At 76.3% G+C, this 20,992-nt stretch carries 20 protein-coding genes; 14 read left to right on the plus strand and 6 right to left on the minus strand.

Features of this window, described 5'->3' with window-relative positions; genetic code table 11:
• The first annotated feature begins 31 nt into the window (after nt 1-31).
• Complete coding sequence (locus BM064_RS20775; RefSeq protein WP_245779234.1) at nt 32-793, plus strand: N-formylglutamate amidohydrolase; 762 nt, start codon at nt 32-34, stop codon at nt 791-793.
• Between the two features lie 36 nt (nt 794-829).
• Complete coding sequence (locus BM064_RS20780; protein WP_092863318.1) at nt 830-1,126, plus strand: DUF1244 domain-containing protein; 297 nt, start codon at nt 830-832, stop codon at nt 1,124-1,126.
• Between the two features lie 459 nt (nt 1,127-1,585).
• Here the strand turns inward: BM064_RS20780 and BM064_RS20785 are convergent, their stop codons facing one another.
• From BM064_RS20785 to BM064_RS20795, 3 genes are read right to left on the minus strand one after another with little or no spacing between them, the layout of a single operon-like run.
• Nucleotides 1,586-2,359, minus strand: a complete 774-nt coding sequence (locus BM064_RS20785; RefSeq protein WP_092863321.1) for an SDR family NAD(P)-dependent oxidoreductase — start codon at nt 2,357-2,359, stop codon at nt 1,586-1,588.
• A 10-nt stretch (nt 2,360-2,369) separates the two neighbouring features.
• The gene (locus BM064_RS20790; protein WP_092863324.1) at nt 2,370-3,110 is read right to left on the minus strand and encodes a DUF6134 family protein; all 741 of its coding nucleotides are present in this window, start codon (nt 3,108-3,110) and stop codon (nt 2,370-2,372) included.
• Nucleotides 3,111-3,162: 52 nt separating this feature from the next.
• Nucleotides 3,163-3,840 (minus strand): cupin domain-containing protein, encoded by a 678-nt coding sequence (locus tag BM064_RS20795; protein WP_092863738.1) that lies wholly within the window; start codon nt 3,838-3,840, stop codon nt 3,163-3,165.
• A gap of 337 nt (nt 3,841-4,177) precedes the next feature.
• Here BM064_RS20795 and BM064_RS27105 point away from each other — a divergent pair, with 337 nt between their 5' ends.
• From BM064_RS27105 to BM064_RS27830, 7 genes are all read left to right on the plus strand, one after another.
• Nucleotides 4,178-5,323, plus strand: coding sequence for an NUDIX domain-containing protein (locus BM064_RS27105; RefSeq protein ID WP_143103402.1), 1,146 nt, complete (start codon nt 4,178-4,180; stop codon nt 5,321-5,323).
• A 181-nt stretch (nt 5,324-5,504) separates the two neighbouring features.
• Complete coding sequence (locus tag BM064_RS20805) at nt 5,505-6,548, plus strand: cysteine synthase A (RefSeq protein WP_092863741.1); 1,044 nt, start codon at nt 5,505-5,507, stop codon at nt 6,546-6,548.
• Between the two features lie 3 nt (nt 6,549-6,551).
• Complete coding sequence (locus tag BM064_RS20810) at nt 6,552-9,446, plus strand: DUF3772 domain-containing protein (RefSeq protein ID WP_092863330.1); 2,895 nt, start codon at nt 6,552-6,554, stop codon at nt 9,444-9,446.
• Nucleotides 9,447-9,495: 49 nt separating this feature from the next.
• Entirely contained in the window at nt 9,496-10,233 is a 738-nt protein-coding gene (locus tag BM064_RS20815) for an alanyl-tRNA editing protein (protein ID WP_092863333.1), read from the plus strand.
• Nucleotides 10,234-10,444: 211 nt separating this feature from the next.
• Nucleotides 10,445-11,236, plus strand: coding sequence for a sterol desaturase family protein (locus BM064_RS20820; protein ID WP_092863335.1), 792 nt, complete (start codon nt 10,445-10,447; stop codon nt 11,234-11,236).
• Nucleotides 11,233-11,940: a hypothetical protein gene (locus BM064_RS20825; protein ID WP_092863338.1), complete on the plus strand. Its 708-nt coding sequence runs from the start codon at nt 11,233-11,235 to the stop codon at nt 11,938-11,940. The genes BM064_RS20820 and BM064_RS20825 overlap by 4 nt, the downstream gene beginning before the upstream one ends.
• 113 nt (nt 11,941-12,053) lie before the next feature.
• Nucleotides 12,054-12,572, plus strand: a complete 519-nt coding sequence (locus BM064_RS27830; RefSeq protein ID WP_092863340.1) for a SixA phosphatase family protein — start codon at nt 12,054-12,056, stop codon at nt 12,570-12,572.
• A gap of 168 nt (nt 12,573-12,740) precedes the next feature.
• Here the strand turns inward: BM064_RS27830 and BM064_RS20835 are convergent, their stop codons facing one another.
• Nucleotides 12,741-13,271 carry a MarR family winged helix-turn-helix transcriptional regulator gene (locus BM064_RS20835; RefSeq protein WP_092863342.1) on the minus strand — a complete coding sequence of 177 codons (531 nt, stop codon included), beginning with the start codon at nt 13,269-13,271 and terminating at the stop codon, nt 12,741-12,743.
• Between the two features lie 368 nt (nt 13,272-13,639).
• Here BM064_RS20835 and BM064_RS20840 point away from each other — a divergent pair, with 368 nt between their 5' ends.
• On the plus strand, nt 13,640-14,230 hold the full coding sequence (locus BM064_RS20840) for a peptidase associated/transthyretin-like domain-containing protein (protein WP_092863344.1): 591 nt from the start codon (nt 13,640-13,642) through the stop codon (nt 14,228-14,230).
• A 47-nt stretch (nt 14,231-14,277) separates the two neighbouring features.
• Here BM064_RS20840 and BM064_RS20845 read toward each other — a convergent pair whose 3' ends face one another.
• Nucleotides 14,278-14,469: a DUF1674 domain-containing protein gene (locus tag BM064_RS20845; RefSeq protein WP_092863346.1), complete on the minus strand. Its 192-nt coding sequence runs from the start codon at nt 14,467-14,469 to the stop codon at nt 14,278-14,280.
• A 121-nt stretch (nt 14,470-14,590) separates the two neighbouring features.
• Between BM064_RS20845 and htpX the strand changes: the two genes are divergently transcribed.
• The 3 genes from htpX (at nt 14,591) to BM064_RS20860 (ending at nt 18,837) form a co-directional block, all read left to right on the plus strand.
• A complete protein-coding gene (gene htpX / locus BM064_RS20850) occupies nt 14,591-15,604 on the plus strand; it encodes a zinc metalloprotease HtpX (RefSeq protein WP_092863349.1) in 1,014 nt (337 codons plus the stop codon).
• A 121-nt stretch (nt 15,605-15,725) separates the two neighbouring features.
• Complete coding sequence (locus tag BM064_RS20855; protein ID WP_245779235.1) at nt 15,726-17,099, plus strand: RsmB/NOP family class I SAM-dependent RNA methyltransferase; 1,374 nt, start codon at nt 15,726-15,728, stop codon at nt 17,097-17,099.
• Between the two features lie 112 nt (nt 17,100-17,211).
• Nucleotides 17,212-18,837 carry a heparinase II/III family protein gene (locus BM064_RS20860; protein WP_092863352.1) on the plus strand — a complete coding sequence of 542 codons (1,626 nt, stop codon included), beginning with the start codon at nt 17,212-17,214 and terminating at the stop codon, nt 18,835-18,837.
• Between the two features lie 58 nt (nt 18,838-18,895).
• Here the strand turns inward: BM064_RS20860 and BM064_RS20865 are convergent, their stop codons facing one another.
• Nucleotides 18,896-19,798 (minus strand): LysR family transcriptional regulator, encoded by a 903-nt coding sequence (locus BM064_RS20865; RefSeq protein WP_092863355.1) that lies wholly within the window; start codon nt 19,796-19,798, stop codon nt 18,896-18,898.
• A 120-nt stretch (nt 19,799-19,918) separates the two neighbouring features.
• Between BM064_RS20865 and BM064_RS20870 the strand changes: the two genes are divergently transcribed.
• Nucleotides 19,919-20,941: a YeiH family protein gene (locus tag BM064_RS20870; RefSeq protein ID WP_092863358.1), complete on the plus strand. Its 1,023-nt coding sequence runs from the start codon at nt 19,919-19,921 to the stop codon at nt 20,939-20,941.
• The last annotated feature ends 51 nt before the right edge of the window (nt 20,942-20,992 follow it).

Below are 20,992 nucleotides of genomic sequence, written 5' to 3' on the forward strand. Positions count from 1 at the left end.
CTCTCGCGCGTTCCCCCGGACCGGAGTTCCCATGCCCTCCATGCCCGCCTTCGAGCTGGTCAATCCCGACGGCGATCCCTCGGCGCTGCTGCTGTGCGACCATGCCGCCAACACGGTGCCGGCGGAGGTGAACGGCGGCGACCTGGGCCTGCCGGCCGAGGACATGGCGCGCCACATCGCCTACGACGTGGGCGCGCGCGGGCTGACCCTGCGGCTGGCGGCCCGGCTGGGGTTCCCGGCGGTGCTCTCGACCTTCTCGCGGCTGGTGATCGACCCCAACCGGGGCGAGGACGATCCCACGCTGATCATGAAGCTCAACGACGGCTCGGTGATCCCGGCGAACCGCGGGGTGGGGCCTGAGGAGACGCAGGCCCGGCTCGACGCCTGGCACCGGCCCTATCACGACGCGATCCGGGCGCAGATCGACCGGGCCGAAGCGCAGGGCGTGCGGCCGGCGCTGATCTCGATGCATTCCTTCACCAAGCAGTTCCGCGGCCGCCCGCCGCGGCCCTGGCACGTCGGCGTGCTGTGGGACGAGGACGGCCGCCTGCCGCTGCCGCTGATGGAGATCCTGCGCGAGGAGCCGGACCTGGTGATCGGCGACAACGAGCCCTACACCGGCGCGCTCGCGGGCGACTGCATGTGGACGCACGGCACCTGCCGGGGCCTGCCCAACGCGCTGATCGAGGTGCGCAACGACCTGATCGCCGACGCCCAGGGCGAGGCGATCTGGGCCGAGCGCCTGGCCCCGATCCTGACCCGGGCGCTGGACCGGATGCGCGCGGGCGCCTAGATCGGAAGCGACAGCCGCGGAGCCCCGGAGGATCCCATGGACGACGCCACCCGCATCGAGCTCGAAGCCGCCGCCTTCCGCCGCCTGCGCGATCACCTGCGCGCGCGGACGGACGTGCAGAACATCGACCTGATGAACCTCGCCGGCTTCTGCCGCAACTGCCTCAGCCGCTGGTACCAGGAGGCCGCCGCCGAGCGGGGGCTGGAAATGTCGAAGGACGAGGGCCGCGAGATCGTCTACGGCATGCCCTACGACGAGTGGCGCGCCCGCCACCAGACCGAGGCCGCCCCCGATCAGCAGGCCGCCTTCGAGAAGAACCGCCCCGACCACTGAGCCCCTGCCCCGCGGGCGCCGCGTCGGCCGTCGCGCCTGCGGCCCGGTCCCGCCCGCGGCGCAGGGCGGCAGACGCGCCCGGCGGCGAGGCGCGCCGGGGGCGCGCGGCGCGCGATCTCCTGGCGCCCGGCTCCGCCGGCGCCCGCCGGAGCGCCGCGTCGGCGGTGTCGCCTGCGGCCTGGTTCCGCCCGCGGCGCGGGGCCGGCGGCGCGCGGGGGGCGAGGGCCGCCTCGGGCGGGCGGCCCGCCGATCCGGGCGCCTTGCAGGGCCGGCGGTCGCGCGCGGCGCCGCGTCGTCCGGCGCGCCGGCGGCGGCGTCGCGACCGCGGCGCGGGGCGACCCCGGCGCTGGCAGGCGGCCGTGGCCCCGGGCGCGACGGCCGACCCGCGCCGCGGGCGGGACCGGGCCCCGCGCGCAACCGTCGTCGCGGCGCCCCCGCCGCAGGCGGGGCCCCGCCCCGTCAGGCGGTCAGGCGACGCCAGGCCTTGAAATAGAGCTGGTTGGGCAGCCGGTTCAGGATCCGCAGGAACCAGGCGAAGCGGCGCGGGAAGGCGATCTCGAACCCCGGGCGGGCGAGACCGTCGGCGATCCGTGTCGCCGCCTCCTGCGGCTGCATCAGGAACGGCATCTCGAAGTCGTTGACCGAGGTCGCCTCGGTCTCGACGAAGCCCGGGTTGATCACCGAGATCCGCACGCCCAGGTCCATCAGGTCCAGCGCCAAGCTCTCGGCCATCGCGATCAGCCCGGCCTTGCTGGCGGAATAGGCGGCCGCCTGCGGCAGCCCCCCGTAGCCCGCCACCGAGGCGGTGATGGCCAGGTGCCCCGAGCCGCGCGCAATCATCGCCTTCATCGCCGGGTCCAGCGCGTTGACCACCCCGCCCAGGTTCACGTCGAAGGTCTTGCGGGCCTTGGCCGCATCGAAATCCTGCGCGCGCATCGGCAGGTAGACGCCGGCGTTCAGGATCGCCAGCGCCAGCGGGCCCTCGGCCTCGATCGCCTCGACCACGCGGACCATCGCCTCGGGGTCGGTCACGTCGGCGGGCCGCGGGATCACCCGTCCCGGCCCCGCGACCACCGCCAGCGCCTCCAGCTTCTCGGCCGAGCGGGCGGTGGCGTGCACCGTCCACCCGCGCGAGGCGAGCTCCAGCGTCAGCGCCCGCCCGATGCCGCCCGAGGCGCCGGTGATCCAGACCGACCCGTCCCCGGGCCGCTTCACCTGGTCGAAGACGTTCATTCCGGCGCCCTCAGCCCCACAGCGGCGCCAGCGCCGGCGCGGCGTCGAGCGCGCGGAACCGCGCCGTCTCGCCGCCCGCGTCGAAGGCGCTGCCCATCCACTCGCCCCGGTCGTCATAGAAAAGGGCGAGGTCGATGTCCCCCGACACCTGCCAGCGCTGCACCGCCAGCGCGCCGGAGGGTCCCGGGATCTCCGCCGCCCCGGCCTGCGCGACCGAGACCGCCAGCGGCCGCCCGGTCTGGGTGCTGATCCAGGTCCCGCGCTGCAGGAAATCCGGCGTCCAGTAGGTGGTGGTGGCGGCGCCGTCGGGAACCTCCCCCGACCAGGTCCCCGAGGAGACCAGCCGCCCCCCCTCGCGCCGCACCGTCGCCACCTGGCGTTCGCCGTCGTCGTTGGTCTCGCCGTCCAGCGAGACCAGGCGCCCGCCCTCCCAGCGCTCGCGGCTGTCGAGCTCGTAGCGATAGGCGCCGATGCCCAGAACCTTGACCAGGATGCGCACGCGCACCGTGACCTCCAGCGCCTCGCCGTCGCGGGTCACCGAGGTGACCTGCTCCCCGATCGGGTCGCCGTCGCGCAGCACCTCGAAGCGGCGCGAGGCGGCGCCGGCGGCGCGGCCGGGCAGGGGCAGGGCGGCGGCCAGCCCCCCCGCCAGCCCGCCGGCGAGGACGGCGCGGCGGTCCACGCCGCGCAGCGCGGAGACGCAGGGGATCGGCGCGCGGCCGAAGACGCGCGGGCTCGGTCGGCGGGTCATGGCGACCTCCGTTCGAAGGGGGAAGCGGCGGGGGCGCGCACGCCCCCTGGCCTCAGGACAGGTAGTTCAGCACCCGCGACAGGCGACCCGTGAAACGCATTTCGCCGGTCATCACCACGAGGCAGATGCAGGTCTCGTCCCCGACGATGCGGGGGCGGTGGTCGTCGTGATCGGTGGCGATCGCCACGTCGCCGCGGCCCAGCCGGCGGCCGCGGTCCTCCATCAGCCCGCACAGCACCAGGGTGGTCTCGACCCCGGTGTGGGTGTGGGCGAAGATCGGGGCGCCCGGGCGGGCCCGCAGCAGCGAGACCTCCTCGTGCTCGTCCCCGAAGCCCTCGATGACATGTTCCGACAGGCCCGGCAGCAGGCGCTTCCAGGCGACGCCCTCAGGCGTGGCGCCCGGGCCCTCGCCCAGGGCGGCGCGCAGGGGCGCGGGGAAGGGGTTGCCGGGCTCGGGGGCGGAGAGGCCCGCCCTCGGCCCCTCGGCCCGCGGCCCCTCCCGGTCGAGCCGGGCCAGCATCGCGTCGAGCGAGGGCGGGGGACCTGCGACGGGCACGGGCCCGGCGTCGGCGGCGAGCAGGGCGCCGCCCAGCCGCTCCAGCTCGGCCACCCGGCGGCGGCCCTCCGGGTTGAAGGTGAGCTGCGAGGCGACCAGCAGGGACAATCCCGCCGGAAGGGATCCGGCGGCGTATTCCGCCAGCAGCGCGTCGTCGGGCAGGCTTCGCATCATCGCATCGTCCGTCCGCGAGGCGCGCCCACCGGACGCCGCCTCGTCGTCTCATCCTCGTGTCCGCGCCGCCGCCCCGGGGATCGGGGCGCCCGCGGCGCCGCAGCGTCCAAGCCGTCGCGAAGTCGTTCCTGCCACGCCCGGCGCCCCCTTTGAAGGCCCCGGCCTGCGACAGGAGCCCGCTCCGACGCCGGCGCGGCCTGCATTCCTGTTCGCTGTGTGTTACGTGCCCCGGCGCGGTCCGGTTCACCGCGATGCATCATTTTCCGCATCTCCCGCCTGGCGGGAGGCGCGAACGCAGGGCGGGGAGCGTTCCCCGGGGCAGGGACGGAGGACGGCGATGGCCGGCAGGGCGGTGTTCTTCTACGGGTCGCTGCGCGATCCGGAGCTCCTGTCGGTGGTGCTCGGCCGCCCGCAGGCGCGGATCTCGCTGGCCTCCGCCCGCCTTCCCGACCACGCCCTGCGCCAGGTGGCGGGGGAGAACTTCCCCTGCGTGGTCCCCGCCCCCGGCGCCTCCGCCCCCGGCGAGGTCGCCCGCGACCTGACCGAGGCCGAGGTCGCGCGCGTCCTGTTCTTCGAGGACGACGCGGAATACGAGCTGCGCCCCCTCACGGTCCTCGCCGGGCCCGAGACGGACCCGGCGCCGGTCGAGGCGCTGGTCTGCTTTCCCAAGGGCCCCACCACCCCCGCCGGCCCCTGGCGGTTCGAGGACTGGCCCGCGGCCGACCGCGACCTGCTGATCGAATGCGCGCACGAGATCATGGCCCTCTACGAGGACGGGGCGGACTGGTCGGACCTGACCCTCTGGCCCGGCCTCAAGGCCCGCGCCGCCGCCCGCGCCCGCGCCGGGCGCGCCCCCTCCGCCCCCTTCCCCGGCGTGGACTTCGGGCGCGACGCGGTGCGCACCGAGAAGCTCGCTCGCCCCTACGCCTCCTTCTTCGGGGTGGAGGAGCACCACGTCTCCTTCCCCACCTCCGACGGCGGGCGCTCGCCGGTGGTGCGCCGGGCGGTCTGGGCCTCGGGCGACGCCGCCACCGTGCTGCCCTACGACCCGCGCGCCGACCGGGTGCTGCTGGCCACCCAGTGGCGCGCCGGCCCCCACGCCCGCGGCGACGCCCGCCCCTGGCCGTGGGAGGTGATCGCCGGCCGCCTCGACGCCACCGAAGCCCCCGAGGAAGCCGCCCGCCGCGAAGCGCAGGAGGAGGCCGGCATCGAGATCGGCCGCATCGAGCAGGCCGGCGCCTACTACACCTCCCCCGGCACGCTGGCGGAGTTCGTCACCTCCTTCGTGGGCGAGGCGGACCTGACCTCCGCCGGCGGCGCCGGCGGGCTGGAGGAGGAGGCCGAGGACGTGATCTCGGCCGTGCTCGACTTCGACGCCGCCATGGCCGCGGTCGACCGGGGCGCGGTCAACTCGTCGCCCGCCCTCGTCTCCCTGATGTGGCTCGCCCGCCACCGGGACCGGCTGCGGGCGCAGTGGGGCTGAGGCCGCGGGCGCGGGCGCGAATCCGCCGGCCCGAAACCACAGTCCGGCGTGTGAAATAAAATGTTCCCCGCGGCCGCTCGTCAAATGCCGCGGCTCGTCCTTGCACGGGACCGATCCCGCGTCTAAGTCCGAAGCGACGGGCCGCCCTGCCCCGGCGGCGCCGCGGATGAAGGAGCGCGAGATGACCATTCGCAAGGACCTGGCGGACGCCGTCGGGAACACCCCGCTGATCCGGCTCAACCGCGCCTCCGAGGCCACCGGCTGCGAGATCCTGGGCAAGGCCGAGTTCCTCAACCCCGGCCAGTCCGTGAAAGACCGCGCCGCGCTCTACATCATCAAGGACGCGGTGAAGAAGGGCCTGCTGGAGCCCGGCGGCACCATCGTCGAGGGCACCGCCGGCAACACCGGCATCGGCCTCGCGCTGGTCGGCGCCTCGATGGGCTTCCGCTCGGTGATCGTGATCCCCGAGACCCAGTCGCAGGAGAAGAAGGACATGATCCGCCTCGCCGGCGCCGAGCTGGTCGAGGTCCCCGCGGCCCCCTACCGCAACCCCAACAACTACGTGCGCTACTCCGGCCGCCTCGCCGAGGCGCTGGCGAAGACCGAGCCGCACGGCGCGATCTGGGCCAACCAGTTCGACAACGTCGCCAACCGCCAGGCCCATATCGAGACCACCGGCCCCGAGATCTTCGAGCAGACCGACGGCCGCGTCGACGGCTTCATCTGCGCCGTGGGCTCCGGCGGCACGCTGGCGGGCACGGCCCAGGCCCTGCGCGAGCGCAAGCGCGGCGTGAAGATCGGCCTCGCCGATCCCGACGGCGCGGCGCTCTACCACTACTACAAGCACGGCGAGCTGAAGTCCGAAGGCTCCTCGATCACCGAGGGCATCGGCCAGGGCCGGATCACGGCGAACCTCGAGGGCCTGTCGGTGGACATGCCCTACAACATCCCCGACGCCGAGGCGCTGCCGGTGATCTTCGACCTGCTGGAGCATGAGGGCCTGTGCCTGGGCGGCTCCTCGGGCGTCAACGTCGCCGGCGCGATCCGCATGGCGAAGGAGATGGGGCCGGGCCACACCATCGTGACGATCCTGTGCGACTACGGCACCCGCTACCAGACCAAGCTCTTCAACCCCGCCTTCCTGCGCGAGAAGGGCCTGCCGACCCCCGCCTTCCTGGAACGCGCCCCCTCGGCCCTGCCCGAAGTCTTCGCCGAAGACGCCTGAGCGATGCCGCGGGCCGGCCAGCCGCCCCGCTCCCTCCGCCCCCCCCGGGACGCGGAGCCGGCGACGGCGTGGCCGCCGCGCGCCCGCGCGCCCCGGCGCCTCGCCCGCGCGCCCTGGCGCCTCGCCGCCGCCCTGCTGCTGGCCCTCGCGGTCGTGCTGTCGGGCCTCGGCGCGGGGCCGGGCGGCGGGCGGGCGCTCGCCCAGGGATCGCAGGCCGCCGGCGCGGCGGGGGAGGCGGCCGAGGCCGCCGGCGACGCCGCTCAGGCGCTGGTCCCCGAAAGCCCCTCCGGCCCGCATTTCACCCCGCCGCGCCCGCCCCAGGCCGCGACCCCCCAGGCGGTCGAGGCCGACCAGGGCTCGATCGACGCCCGGCTCGAGGCCTGGGCCGACACCGCCCACGACGCCGAATCCGCGCTCGCCGACGGCAGCGTCTCCACCGCCGAGTTCGAGGCGATGCGCGCCCGCCTGGTGCGCCAGCGCGACGAGGCCGCGAGCACCGCCGAGCGTCTGCGCGCCGCCCACCAGCCCCTCGCCGCCCAGCTCGAGGCGCTGGGCGAGGGCGCGACCGAGGGCGGGGCCTCCCCCCGCGCCGAGGCCGGCCTGAGCGAGCTGCGCCACGAGCTCCAGGACCGCATCGACGCGCTGGAATCCCGCGCCAAGCGCGCCGACCTCGCCTATTCGCGCGCGGATTCGCTGGTGCGCGAGATCGACGAGCTGATCCGCCGCCGCCAGGTCGAGGAATTCCTGACGCTCGGCCCCAGCCCGCTCGCGCCCACGACCTGGGGGCCGGCGCTCTCGGACACGCTGGGCCTGCTGGCCAGCCTCGGGCAGGAGACGCTGGAGGTCGCCCAGGCCCGGGTCGACCGCGGCTCGTCCCGGCTGCTGCCCACGGCGCTGATCCTGCTGGCGGTCTCGGCGGCGCTGCTGCTGGGGGCGTCGCGCGCCTTCACGGTGATCCGCCGCCGGCTGGGCTTCGGCGCCACGCGCGGGCGCCGGGCGCTCGCCGCGGCGCTGGCGCTCTGCGCGCGGCTGGTGGCGCCGACGCTGGCCATCGTGCTGCTGCGCGGGGCGCTGGCCCAGGCCGAGCTGCTGGGCCCGCGGGCCGAGGTGCTGGCCGACCACCTCGCCTCGGGCCTCGTGGCCGTCGCCATCGGCTTCGCCATCGCCGGGGCCTGGTTCTCGCCCCGGACGCCCGAGCTGCGGCTCTCCTCCCTCGACGACGCGGCGGCGCTGCGGGGCTTCGCCCGCTCGACCCTGCTGGCGCTGACCTTCGGGCTGCATGTCTCGCTGGTCGAGGCGGGCGCCTCGCTCGACCTCTCGCCGGCGGCGCTGGCGGTGGGCAACCTGGCGGTGATGGCGCTGGGCGCGGCGGCGATGTGGCGGCTCGCCGACGTGCTCTCCCCGGGGCCCGAGGCGCCCGCCGCCGCCCCCGCCCCCGCCTCCGAGGACGAGGAGCCCGGCGACCCCCGCCCCGACGAGGACCCGCTGGCCGAGAGCCTGCAGTCCGCCGCCACCGTCGGCCGGCGGCTGGAGCGGCTGGGCGCCTTCTCCCTGCGGGCGGTCGCGGTGGTCTCGGTGGCGCTGGCGGCGGCGGGCTACTACGCCGCCTCGCAGCGGCTGTTCTTCCCCGCCGCCGCCACCGCCGCCATCGTCGGCGCCGGGCTGATCCTGTTCTCGCTGATCCGCGAATGGGTGGAGGCCGCGCTCGAGAACCGCACCGCGGATTCGGGCGGGCTGCGCCTGCTGACGGTGTTCTTCGGCTTCGTGATCGTCATCGCCAGCCTGCCGGTGCTGGCGCTGGTCTGGGGCGCGCGCACCGCCGACATCGGCGAGGCCTGGCGGATGGCCTCGGCCGGGGTCGAGGTGGGCGGCACGATCCTGACGCCGATGGTCTTCGTGACCTTCGGCCTGGTCTTCGCCTTCGGCTACGCCCTGACCCGGCTGCTGCAGGGGGTGATGGCGAGCTCGGTCCTGCCCAACACCCGGCTCGACGCGGGCGCGCGCTCGGCGATCACCACCGGGCTCGGCTGGACCGGGATCACCGCGGCGGCGCTGGTGGGCATCGCCGCGGCGGGGCTGGACCTGTCGAACATCGCCATCGTCTTCGGCGCGCTCTCGGTGGGCATCGGCTTCGGCCTGCAGGCCATCGCCTCGAACTTCATCTCCGGCATCATCCTGATGATCGAGCGGCCGGTGAAGGTCGGCGACTGGATCCTGGTCGGCGGCACCCACGGGGTGGTCAAGCGGGTGGCGGTGCGCGCCACCGAGATCGAGACCTTCGACAAGACCGCGCTGATCGTGCCGAACTCCGAGCTGATCTCGGGGCGGGTGGTGAACTACACCCACAACAACGCGGTCGGGCGGCTGATCCTGAAGGCGCCGGTGGCCTACGGCACCGACCTCAAGGGCGTGCAGAAACTGCTGCTCGACATCGCGCGCAAGGATCGCCGGGTGCTGCGCTATCCCGCGCCGATGGTGCTGATGACCGGCTTCGGACAGGCGGCGATCGAGCTGGAGCTGCGGGTGATCCTGCGCGACGTCAACCAGATCTTCGACGTGCAGACCGACCTGTTCTTCGAGATCGACCGCCGCTACCGCGAGGCGGGGATCGAGATCCCCTATTCCCAGAACATCGTCACCCTGCGCGACCCCGAGCGCCTCGCCGCCGCCTTCCGCGGCGCGCCCCCGCCCACGGACCAGGGGCTCGCGGTCCCCGACCCCTCGCAGGCGGCCGAGACGCCGCCCCCCGCGCCCGCCCCCTCCCGCCGCCGCGCCGCGCCGCCGCCGGCGCCGAAGGGTCCGGCGGGGCCGGGGATCGGTGCGGGCATCGCTCCGGACATCGCTCCGGGCGCGGGCGGCGATGCGGACGGGGGTGGCGGCGGCGACGGGGGACGCTAGTCTGCGCCGCCCGGCCGCGCGCCCGCGCGCCGAACTCGAGGAGGTTCCGATGGACGCCGAGACGCCCGACCGCGCCCAGCTGCCGCTGTGGCAGGCCTATCCCTACATGTTCGAGGGTCCCGCCCGGGTCGTGGCGGTGGACGAGGCGGGGGGCGTGATCCTCGACCGCTCGCTGTTCTACCCCGCCGGCGGCGGCCAGCCCGGGGACACCGGCGTGCTCGAGCTCGACGGCCGCGCGATCCGCGTGGCCGACGCCCGCAAGGCCGAGGGCGGCGTGCGCCTGGTGCTGGCCGAGGGCGAGACCCCGCCCGCGCCCGGCGCCCAGGTGCTTCAGCGCCTCGACGAGGACCGGCGGCGGGCGCACATGCGCATGCACACCGCCCTGCACCTGCTGTCGGTGGTGATCCCGCTGCCGGTGACGGGCGGGCAGATCGGGGCGGACAAGGGCCGGCTCGACTTCGACATGCCCGAGGCGCCGGCGGACAAGGACGCGCTCGAGGCGCAGCTCAACGCCCTGGTGGCCGCGAACCACCCGGTCGGCGACGAGTGGATCGCCGACGCCGAGCTCGAGGCGAACCCGGGCCTGGTCAAGACCATGGCGGTGAAGCCCCCGACGGGCACGGGCCAGGTCCGCCTGGTGCGCATCGGCGAGGCGGAGGCGACGATCGACCTGCAGCCCTGCGGCGGCACCCACGTGCGCTTCACCGGCGAGATCGGCCCCCTGCGCATCGGCAAGATCGAGAAGAAGGGCAAGATGAACCGCCGGGTCACCCTGACCTTCGCCTGACCCCGGCCGCCCGGCCGGACCTGTCGGGCGCTGCGCGCCCGAGGCGGCCCGCCCGTGCGCCCCCTCGCGGCGCCCGGGCGGTCGGCGGCGCGCCGATCCCCGGCCGTGGGGCGCCCTCGCCGGACGGCGCGTCGCCCGGGGGGGGGGCGCGGGCGGCGCTTCCGGCCGACGGGCGATTGACGCGGGACGGCGGCGCGGCGATGCAGGGGGCATGAGCTTCGAGATCCTCCTGCGCCTCGGCCTGTTCCTGGGGATCCTCGCCACCATGGCGGGGTGGGAGGCGCTCGCCGCCGCGCGGCCCGCCGCCCTGCCCAGGGCGCGGCGCTGGCTGACCAACGGGGCGGTGGCGGTCCTGGACGTGCTGGCGATCCGCCTGCTGTTCCCCGCCGCCGCCGTGGGGGCCGCGCTCGACGCCCAGGCGCAGGGCTGGGGGCTGTTCAACCTGCTGCCCGCGCCGGGGTGGCTGGCGGGGATCCTCTGCCTCGTCGTCCTCGATCTCGCCATCTGGGCCCAGCACGTCGCCTTCCACCGCGTCCCCCTGCTGTGGCGCCTGCACAAGGTCCACCACGCCGACCGGGACGTCGACGTCTCGACCGCGCTGCGCTTCCACCCGCTGGAGGCCACGCTCTCGATGCTGCTGAAGGTGGCGGCGGTCTACGCGCTGGGGGCGCCCGCCTGGGCCGTGCTCGCCTTCGAGGCGCTGCTCAACGGCTGCGCCTTGTTCAACCACGCCAACGTCGCCCTGCCGCCGGCGTGGGAGCGTCGGGTCCGCGCCGTGCTGGTCACGCCGGAGATGCACCGCATCCACCACTCGGTGATCCGCGAGGAGCACGACACCAACTTCGGCTTTTCGGTGAGCTGGTGGGACCGGCTCTCGGGCCTCTACTCGGAGCGGCCGAGGGGCGGCGAGGCGGGCCTGCGCCTGGGTCTGGCCGAGCACCAGGACGCGGCCCCCGCGCGGCTCGGCTGGACGCTCCTGCTGCCCTTCCGGCGCGCCCCGTGACCCCGCGCTTCCCCGAGATCGCCCGCGCCGCCGCGGCCGAGGGCCTGCGCGCCGCCGCCTTCGCCCCCCGGGACGGAGAGCTCCCCGCCGATCGCCCCGGCGCGCCTGCCGCCGCGGGGGTGCTGCTGGCGGCCGACGGCACGACCTGGGCGCGGTTCCAGGCCTCGCCCGAGGCGCGCGACGGCGCCCCCGATCCGCTCGACCGCTGGTCGGCGCGGGTGGCGGGGGCGCTGGCCGACCGCTTCGGGGGCCGCGCGGTCCTGCCCGGCGACGGGCCGCCCTGGGCCCCGTTCCTCGCCTGGGCGCTGCGGGCGGAGCCGGCCTGGCCCTCCCGCCTCGGTCCGCTGCTTCATGCGCGGAGGGGGCTCTGGGCCTCCTGGCGCGCGGCGCTGGTCTTCGGGGCGCTGGAGGGGGCGCCGCCGCCCCCCGCCCCCGGGCCGCGCCCCTGCGACGCCTGCCCCGCGGCCTGCCTGCGCGCCTGCCCCGCCGGCGCCTTCGCCGAGACCCCGCAGGGCCCCCGCTACGACGTCCCCGCCTGCGTCGCCCATCTCGAGACCCCGCAGGGCGCCCCCTGCCGGGAGGGCGGCTGCCTCGCGCGGCATGCCTGCCCGGTGGGGCGGGCGGCGGCGCACGGGCCGGCGCAGGCGGCCTTCCACATGGCCGCCTTCCTGCGCGCCCGCCGGGCCGAGGGCGCGGCCGGCTGACGCCGGGTCGTCCAAGGTCGCTGTGGACAGCGGCCGGGCCCGGCGCCAGAACCCCGCCCGCGCCGGTCCCGGCGCAGGCCCCGCGCGCCGCCCGCCCTCACGAAGGATGCCCGATGCCCCGCCTGGTGCTGTTCCGTCACGCCAAGTCCGCCTGGGACGATCCGGACCTGCCGGACATCGACCGGCCGCTCTCCCGCCGCGGGCGGCTCGCCGCCGCGCTGATGGGCGGGTTCCTGGCCGAGGAGGGCCTGCGCCCCGACCTCGTCCTGCTCTCTCCCGCCCTGCGCACCCGCGACACCTGGCGGCGCGCCGCCGCCGCCGCGGGGTTCGAGCCGCCGGCCCGGACCCGCGCCATCCCCGACCTCTACATGGCCGAGCCCGACACGGCCCTCGCGATCCTGCGCGAGGAGGGGGCCGAGGCCGGAACCGTCCTCGTCCAGGGCCACGAGCCCGGGACCAGCGCCCTGCTGCGCCGGCTGGTGGGCGGCCGGCCCGAGGCGCGGCTCGCGCGGGCCTTCGAGAAGTTCCCCACCGCCGCGGTGGCGGCGCTGGACCTGCCCCGCCCCTGGGCCGAGACCGGCTGGGGCGAGGCGGAATTCGTCCTCTTCGCCACGCCCAAGGACCTGGTCTGACCGCCCGCGTCCGCGTCCGGTCCGGGCCCGCGGCCCCGCCGGGCCGCGCCCGCGGCGGCCGCGCATCTGGACGGCGCCCATGAAAAAGGCGCGCGACGGGTCTCCCCCTCGCGCGCCCCGGCCGGCGTCGGCCCGCCCCCCGGCGGCCTTCGGCGGCGTCTCGTCAGGTCACTCGGCGGCGTAGAGCGGCGCCAGGCGACGCGGGCTCATGGCCCGGAAGCGATACGGGCGAAAGGGGGCGCCGTCCTCTGCGACCTCCTCCCGGTCCTGGGTCAGGGTCTCGGCCCGGGCGCTGAGCTTCTCGATCGCGGTCTCCAGCGCCGCCTGCTCCTCGGGCGTCAGCGCCTCGAGCAGATAGGCCTCGCGCTCGCGCACCTGGCGCTCGATCTCCTTCAGCGCCTCGGCGCCCTCGGGGGTGAGGCGCAGGATCTTGATGCGCCGGTCGGCGCGGTCCTCCGAGCGCCGGATCAGGCCGCGGTCCTCCAGCGCCGAGGCGGCGCGGGAGATGGCGACCTTGTCGAGCCCGGTCTGCTCGGCGATGGCGCGGGTGGGCTGGGCCTCGGCCTCGCCGGTCGCAGCCAGCACCCGCCACTCGTCGCGGCTGAGGCCGTGGGCGTCGGCATAGACCTGGCTGATGGCGGCGGACGTCCGCGCGGCGAGCCGCGCGATACGGAACGGCAGAAAGGCCTGGAGGAGCATCGGTCGCGTCCCACTTGTTCGATTCTGAGGAAGACCATAGGGGCCGGCCGACGGTTTCGCCTTGACCTGTGTCAAACGTTTTTCTGAGCCGGACTGATCGTTTCGGCCCGTATTGATCTCAATATGGCAACAGAACGCCGTCCGGATGGCGGCGTCATCCCCCCGCGGCGTCGATCGCCGCAATCTGTCGACGACTGGCTCGCCGACCGTCGAGTCGCGCGAGCCGGCGCAGCAGGGGCCGAATCGCGGAGAGTCGCGGCGCCGGCGAGAAGCGCTGGCTGCCGCGCTGTTCGTTAATATAACTGAATGAAAAATGAATTCATCACCGGATCCGCGCGGGCGGATCCGCCAGGGGAAGGACTTCCGAATTGCTCGTCGCTCGTCTCGTCGCCGCCCTCGCGCTCGCGGCTCTCGCCGGCTGCGCCACCATCACCCACGGTTCCACCGACACGGTGAGCATCGACACCCGGCCCTCCGGCGCCTCCTGCACGGTGACGCAGGGCGGCGCGCAGGTGGCGCGGGTGGACCCCACGCCCGGCACGATCATGGTTCCCAAGAGCAAGCACGACCTGGCCGTGCGCTGCGAGAAGGAGGGCTACCAGCCCGCCGTCGGCTCCGTCGGCTCCGAGTTCCAGGCGATGACCTTCGGCAACATCGTCTTCGGCGGGGTGATCGGGGTGGCCGTCGACGCGGCCTCGGGGGCGATGAACGACTACGAACCGATGGTGACCATCGCCCTCCTGCCAGACCGATTCGAGTCGCAGGGGGAGCGGGACCGGTTCTTCGACAAGCTGCGCGACGACTACATGGCCGAGGCCGCCGACACGATCGCCCGGATCAAGGCCGCCTGCACCGCGGGCGACGAGTGCACGCGCCAGGTCGAGATCGCCGAGCAGCGCCGCACCGAGCGGCTGGTCGACATCGAGGCCAAGCGCCAGCAGGCGCGGGTCGCCGGCTGACGCGCCTCCACGCCCGTTCCCGGCCGCGCCGGGGGCGGTGCGCGGCGTCAGAAGTCCGAGACGATGCCCTTCTTCTCCCAGTCGCCGAAGCGGGTGGGCTCGGGGCCGTCGCGGCCGCCCAGTTCGGGGGGCAGGGGAGGGCGCCTGGCCTCCTCCTCGCGGCGCACGGCGGCCTCGGCCAGCGCGCGCTCCGCGGCGGCGCGCAGCCGCGCCTCTTTCTCGCCGGTCCCGTCCGCCATATATCTTCTCCCGAGCCGCCTGGCGCGCGCGTGCTCCGCGCCTCCCCGGACATAGTCCGCGAAGGCGCCGGCCGCAAACCCCCGGGCGGGGCGGACCTCCTTCGTGCGGGACTGCGAAGCCATGAACTACGTCAAGACGGCGATGCTGCTGGCCTTCCTCACCGCGCTCTTCATGGGCGTGGGCTACCTGCTGGGCGGCGGCTCGGGGATGGTGATCGCGCTGGTCGTGGCGATCGGCATGAACGCCTTCGCCTACTGGAATTCCGACAGCCTGGCCCTGCGCGCCCACCGCGCGAAGGAAGTCGACGCCGCCTCCGCGCCCGAGCTGCACGCCATGGTCGCGCGGCTGGCGAAGAACGCCGGCCTGCCGATGCCCAGGGTCTGCGTGATCGAGGCCGAGCAGCCCAACGCCTTCGCCACCGGCCGCAACCCCCAGAACGCCGCCGTCGCCGTCACCACCGGCCTGATGCGCCAGCTCGACCGCGACGAGCTCGCCGGCGTCGTCGCCCATGAGCTCGCCCATATCCGCAACCGCGACACGCTGATCATGACGATGGCCGCCACCGTGGCCGGCGCGATCTCGATGCTCGCCCAGTTCGGCCTGTTCTTCGGCGGCGGCGCGCGGGACGACCGCAACCCGCTGGGCATCGTCGGCGTCATCGCCGCGGCGCTCTTCGCGCCCTTCGCGGCGATGCTGATCCAGATGATGATCTCGCGCACCCGCGAATACGCCGCCGACCGCGCCGGGGCCGAGATCTGCGGCGACCCGCTGGCGCTGGCCTCGGCGCTCCGCCGCATCGCCGGCGGCGGCAAGGCGCGGGTGATGGAGAGCGCCGAGCGCGATCCCGCCACCGCCCACATGTTCATCGTCAACCCGCTGGCCGGGCGCGGGGCGGACAACCTGTTCTCGACCCACCCCGCCACCGCCAACCGCATCGCCGCGCTCGAGGCGCTGGCCCGCGGGATGGGCCGCCCCGGCGGCGGCCACCGCGCCGCCCCCGCCGGCTGGAACCCGCTGGCGGCGGAGGAGGAGACCGTCGACGCCGGCGCCGAGGACCCCGCGCGCCCCGGCCCGGTCCGCCAGGCCCCCACCCGCATCCCCCGCTCCGGCGGCCGGGCCGGCCCCTGGCGGTGACGCCGCGGGCTCTGGCGCCGGGGCCGCGGGGGCTTTAAGGCGCGTGCCAAGCGCCCGACGGCCCCCCGGGGCCGCGCGACGGGCCCCTGCAAGGATCGTCCCGAGCCGTGAGCCGCCAGCCGTGACCCAGCCGCCCCGCCCCCGCCGCAAGGGCCCCCGCCCTCCGAACGGCGAGGCGCCCGCCCCGCGGAGCGAGGCCGCCTCCCCGGCCGAGCGCCCCCATGCCGAGCGGATCGAGGCCCTGCGCCTGCTGACCGGCGTGCTGCGCGAGCGCCGCGCCCTGGCCGACCTCACCGCGACCGCCCCCGACCTGCCCCCCGCGATCCGCGCCCGCGCCGGGCACCGCGCGGCCGAGACGCTGCGCCGGCTCGGCCAGGCCGACGCCGTGCTGGCGCGCTTCCTGCGCCGCACGCCTCCGCCCCCCGCCCAGGACGCCCTGCGCCTCGCGGCCGTCGAGATGCTGCACCTCTCCGAGGCGCCCCACGCCGTCGCCGACGGGGCCGTGGCCGCCGTGCGCGCCCAGAAGGGCGGCGAGCGGCTGACCGGCCTCGTCAACGCCGTCGCGCGCCGGATCGCGGACGAGGGCGCGCCGCTGTGGGCCGCCCGCGACCCCGAGCGCGACGCCATGCCCAACTGGCTGCGCGGGCGGCTGTCCTCGGCCTGGGGCGCCCAGGCGGTGCGCGGCATCGCCGCCGCCCATCTCGCCGCGCCCCCCGCCGACCTGACGCCCCGCGACCCCGCCGGCGCCGAGGCGCTGGCCGAGAAGCTGGGCGCCGACCTGCTCCCCACCGGCTCGATCCGCCTGCGCGGCCGGGCCCAGATCTCCGCCCTGCCGGGGTTCGAGGGCGGCGAGTGGTGGGTGCAGGACGCCGCCGCCGCCCTGCCGGCCCGGATGCTGGGCGAGGTCGCGGGCCTGCGCGTCCTCGACCTCTGCGCCGCGCCCGGCGGCAAGACCCTGCAGCTCGCCGCCGCCGGGGCGCAGGTCACCGCGCTCGACATCTCCGAGCCCCGGCTCGAGCGGCTGCACGAGAACCTCGGGCGCATGGGGCTTTCGGCCGAGATCCTGGCCGCCGACGCCCTCGAATGGCGCCCCGACGCGCCCTACGACGCGATCCTCCTCGACGCCCCCTGCTCGGCCACCGGCACCGGGCGGCGGCATCCCGACATGATCCACCTGCGCGGCGGCGACCTCGACCTCGCCGCCCTGACCGCGCTGCAGGACCGGCTCCTCGACCGCGCCTTCCGCTGGCTGGTCCCCGGCGGGCGCCTGGTCTTCGCCACCTGCTCCCTGCTGCCGGAGGAGGGCGAGATCCGGGCCGAGGGCTTCCTCGCCCGCACCCCCGCGGCCGCCGCCCTCCCCGCCGATCCCGAGAAGCTGGGGATCCCGGCCGAGTGGGTCTCGCCGGCCGGTTTCCTGCGCACGAGGCCGGATTTCTGGCCACAGTCCGGGGGTTTGGACGGGTTTTTCGCCGCAGGATTCCTCAACAGGCCGTGACACGCCCGCCCGCGCAGGCCATGTTGCGCCGCGTCAGGGGCTGGGACCGCGCCGAGCTGCGCTCGTCGCGGGTTTCGTGCTGCCGACGAGAGGAAAGGCGACAAGGACCAACGTGAGCGGACTGCTGGACAGCCTCGGGCTGGGGCCTCGCGCCCCGCGGGAACTCGCCTTCAAGGCCGAGCCCCTGTGGATCGGCGACGCCGCCGCCGCCCGTCGCCTGATGGGGGGAACCTTCCGCTTCGCCGGCCAGGAGGTGCGCGCCCGCGACCTGGGTCCCTGGCGTCTCTCGCCGCCCAGCCAGGACTTCGCCGACGCGCTGCACGGCTTCGCCTGGCTCGACGATCTCGCGGCGCTGGGCACGCGCGAGGCGCGCCGCACCGCCCAGTCCTGGGTGTTCGGCTGGATCGCCCAGCACGGCGACGGGCAGGGCGCCGGCTGGGGCCCCGAGGTCGCCGGCCAGCGCGCCATGCACTGGCTGGAGCGGGCGGAATTCGTCCTCGACGGCGCCTCCGACGACCTGCTGCGGCGGTTCCTGAAATCCCTCGCGGTCCATGCCAAGCGCCTGCGCAAGGGCCTCGACCAGGCGCCCGAGGGGCTGGGCCGCCTGCGCGCCGCGACCGGCCTGCTGCACGCGGTGCTGGCGACCGACCCCTCCGACGCCGGCCGCGCCGCCGCCGCGCGCCGCCTCGGCGCCGCCGCGGGGCTGGCGATCGACGAGGACGGCGGCCTCGCCTCCCGCAACCCCGAGCGCCTGTGCGAGGCGCTGATCCTGCTCGCCGTCGGCGCCCGCCGCCTGCGCGAGGCCGGGGTCGAGCCCGAGCGCGCCCATTCCGACGCCGTGTTCCGCGCCCAGTCCGCCCTGCGCGCCCTGCGGATGCGCGACGGCGGCCTGCCGCGGTTCCACGGCGGCGGGCCGGGCGCGCCCGGCCGGCTCGACCACGCCCTGTCGCTCGCCCATCCCCGCAAGGCGCCCCCGCCGCGGGACCGCGCCATGGGCTTCGTGCGCCTCTCCGCCGGCCGGGTGACGGCGGCGATCGACGCCGCCGCGCCGCCCAGGGGCCGCAACGCCCACGCCTCGACGCTGGCCTTCGAGCTCGCGGTCGGCGGCGCCCGGCTGGTGGTCAACTGCGGCCCCGCCGGCGCCGCCGAGGGCGACTGGGCCGCCGCCTGCCGCGCCACCGCCGCCCAGTCGGCGCTGTCGATCGAGGGCGTCAGCTCCTCGCGCATCTCCTCGACCGCCCGCGGCCCCGGCCCCCACCCGTTCGTGGAAGGCCCGAAGACGGTGGAAGCCGAGACCACCCAGGACCTCGACGGCGCCTGGTTCCTCGGCGTGCACGACGGCTACGCGGCCAGCCACGGCCTCGCCCACCGCCGCCGCCTGTTCCTCTCCCCCGACGGCCGCGACTTCCGCGGCGAGGACCTGCTCGAGCCCACCGACGCCCGCACCCGCGCGCGCTTCGAGAAGGTGCTGCGCAACCACGGCCCCGTCGGCGTGCCCTTCGCGATCCACTTCCACCTGCACCCCGACGTGGAGGCGGAGCTGGACGGCGAGATCGTGATCCTGACGCTCCCCGAGTCCCGCTGGCGCTTCGTGGTCACCGGCGCGGCCCCGAAGCTGCGCGACAGCGTCTACTTCGAGCCGGGCGAGCCCGAGCCCCGCGCCGCCCGCCAGATCGTGGTCCCCTCCCGCCTCGCCGGCGACTCCGCCGTCGTCGCCTGGGGGTTCCGGAGGCTCTAGCCGCCTCCCCCGGCCCGCCGCCCCCGCGCCGTGCGCCGCCCATGCGCTCGCCGCGCCCTCAGTCCCCCGTCTCCCGCATCTCCTCGATGATCCCCAGCAGCGCCTCCACCGCCCGGGTCCGGCGCCGCCGGGGATGGGAGAGGACCGCGAAGGCCCGTTCCGGCCGCGGCGCCCAGTCGACCCGGCGCAGCGCCAGGCCCCGCGCCTCGGGCGCCGGCCCCACCGCCCGGCGGGAGAGCATCGTGGCGCAGCCCCCCTCCGCCGCCGCCGCCAGCGCCGCCTCGTTCGAGGGCAGCTCAAGCGCCACCTGCAGGTCCGCCACCGTCAGCCCCAGGCCCGCGAAATGCGCCTCGACCTCCGCGCGCGTGCCCGAGCCCGCCTCCCGCAGCGCCCAGGCCCACCGGCGGTAGTCCTGCCCCCGGATCGCCCCCGAGGCCGCTGGGTGGTCCAGCCCCACCGCCAGCACCAGCTCGTCGCGCGCCACCACCTGCCGCCGCAGGTCCGAGGCCGGCAGCGGCCCCTCGACGAAGCCGAGGTCCGCCGCCCCCTCCTCGACCGCCCGGGCCGCCTCGGCGGTGTTGCCGATGGCGAGCGCGATCTCCACCTCCGGGTGCCGCCGCCGCAGGGCCGCGAGCCGGGCCGGCAGCCAGTGGCTCGCCGCCGTCTGGCTGGCCCGCAGCCGCAGCCGCCCCCGTGGGCGCTGCGCGAGATCGGCCAGCAGCAGCTCCGCCGCCTCCGCCTGCGCCAGCACCGCGCGGGCCGAGGCGACGAAGCCGCGCCCCTCCTCGGTCAGCGCGATCCCCCGCCCGATCCGGTCGAAGAGCCTGACCCCGTGGCGCCGCTCCAGCGCCGACACCGCCGCCGAGACCGCCGACTGGGTCAGGTGCAACGCCTCCGCCGCGCGGGTCATGTGCCCGCGCTCGGCCACGGCGAGGAAGATGCGCAACTGCTCCAGCGTCATGCCCAAATGATCGACGTTTCCGATCGATCTGCCAAGACCAATCGATTGGACTTGAGGACGTCGCGCCCCGATCTTCTCCCCATCGCCCGCAGCCCCCGAAACCCCCGGTGCAGAGACCCCATGTCCCGCCCCCTCGCCGCCCCCTCCCGACCGCCCCGCGCCGCGCGCCTCCCCGCGCGGGCGGCGGCCCTCGCCCCCGGCCTCGGCCTCGTCGCCGCGCTGGCGCTGGGGGCGATGGCGGCGCAGCGCCTGTCGGGGATCGGGGCGCTGAGCCCGATGGTCCTGGCGCTGGTCGCCGGCATCGCGCTGCGCAATCTCGGCGGCGTGCCGGCGGCGGCGGCGCCGGGGCTGGCGCTGGCGATGCGCACGCTGCTGCGGCTGGGGATCGTGCTGCTCGGCTTCCGCCTGACGCTGGGCGACCTCGCGCAGGTCGGCGCGCCGGGGCTCGCGGCCATCGCCGCCACCCTCGGCCTGACCTTCGTCTTCACCAAAGCCGCCGGCCGGGCGCTGGGCGTCGACCGCCGCCTGGCCGAGCTGATCGCCGCCGGCACCGCCGTCTGCGGCGCCTCCGCCGTGATGGCCGTCAACGCCGTCGCCCGCGGGCGGGACGAGGACGTGGCCTTCGCCATCGCCTGCGTCACCGTCTTCGGCACGCTGTCGATGCTGCTGTTCCCGCTGCTGGCCGGCCCCCTCGGCCTCGCCGCCCCGGACTACGGCCTCTGGGTCGGCGCCAGCGTGCACGAGGTCGCCCAGGCCGCCGGCGCCGGTTTTGCATTGGGCGACGCGGCGGGCCAGTCGGCGACCGTGGCGAAGCTCGCCCGGGTGATGCTGCTGGCCCCCCTGGTCCTGTCCCTCGCGGCCCTGCGCCGGGCCGAGCCGGGGGCCGCCCGCCCGCCGGCGCCCTGGTTCGTGCTGGGCTTCGTCGCCGCCGCCGCGCTGAACTCCGCGGTCTCCCTCCCCCCCGCCGCCTCCGCCGCGCTGGCCGAGACCGCGGCCGTCCTGCTGACCACGGCGCTGGCGGCGATGGGCTGCGAGATCGACCTCGCCCGCCTGCGCGCCGTCGGCCTGCGGCCCCTGGCGCTGGGGGCGCTGGCCTGGGCGTTCGTCTCCGGCCTCGCGCTGCTCCTGGTCCTGGCGCTGTAGCGCGCGACCTCGCGTTCGCTGGCCTTGCCGCGCCGTCTTCGCTAAGACCGC

This window comes from Albimonas pacifica, from assembly GCF_900113695.1.
Taxonomy (GTDB): Bacteria; Pseudomonadota; Alphaproteobacteria; order Rhodobacterales; family Rhodobacteraceae; genus Albimonas; species Albimonas pacifica.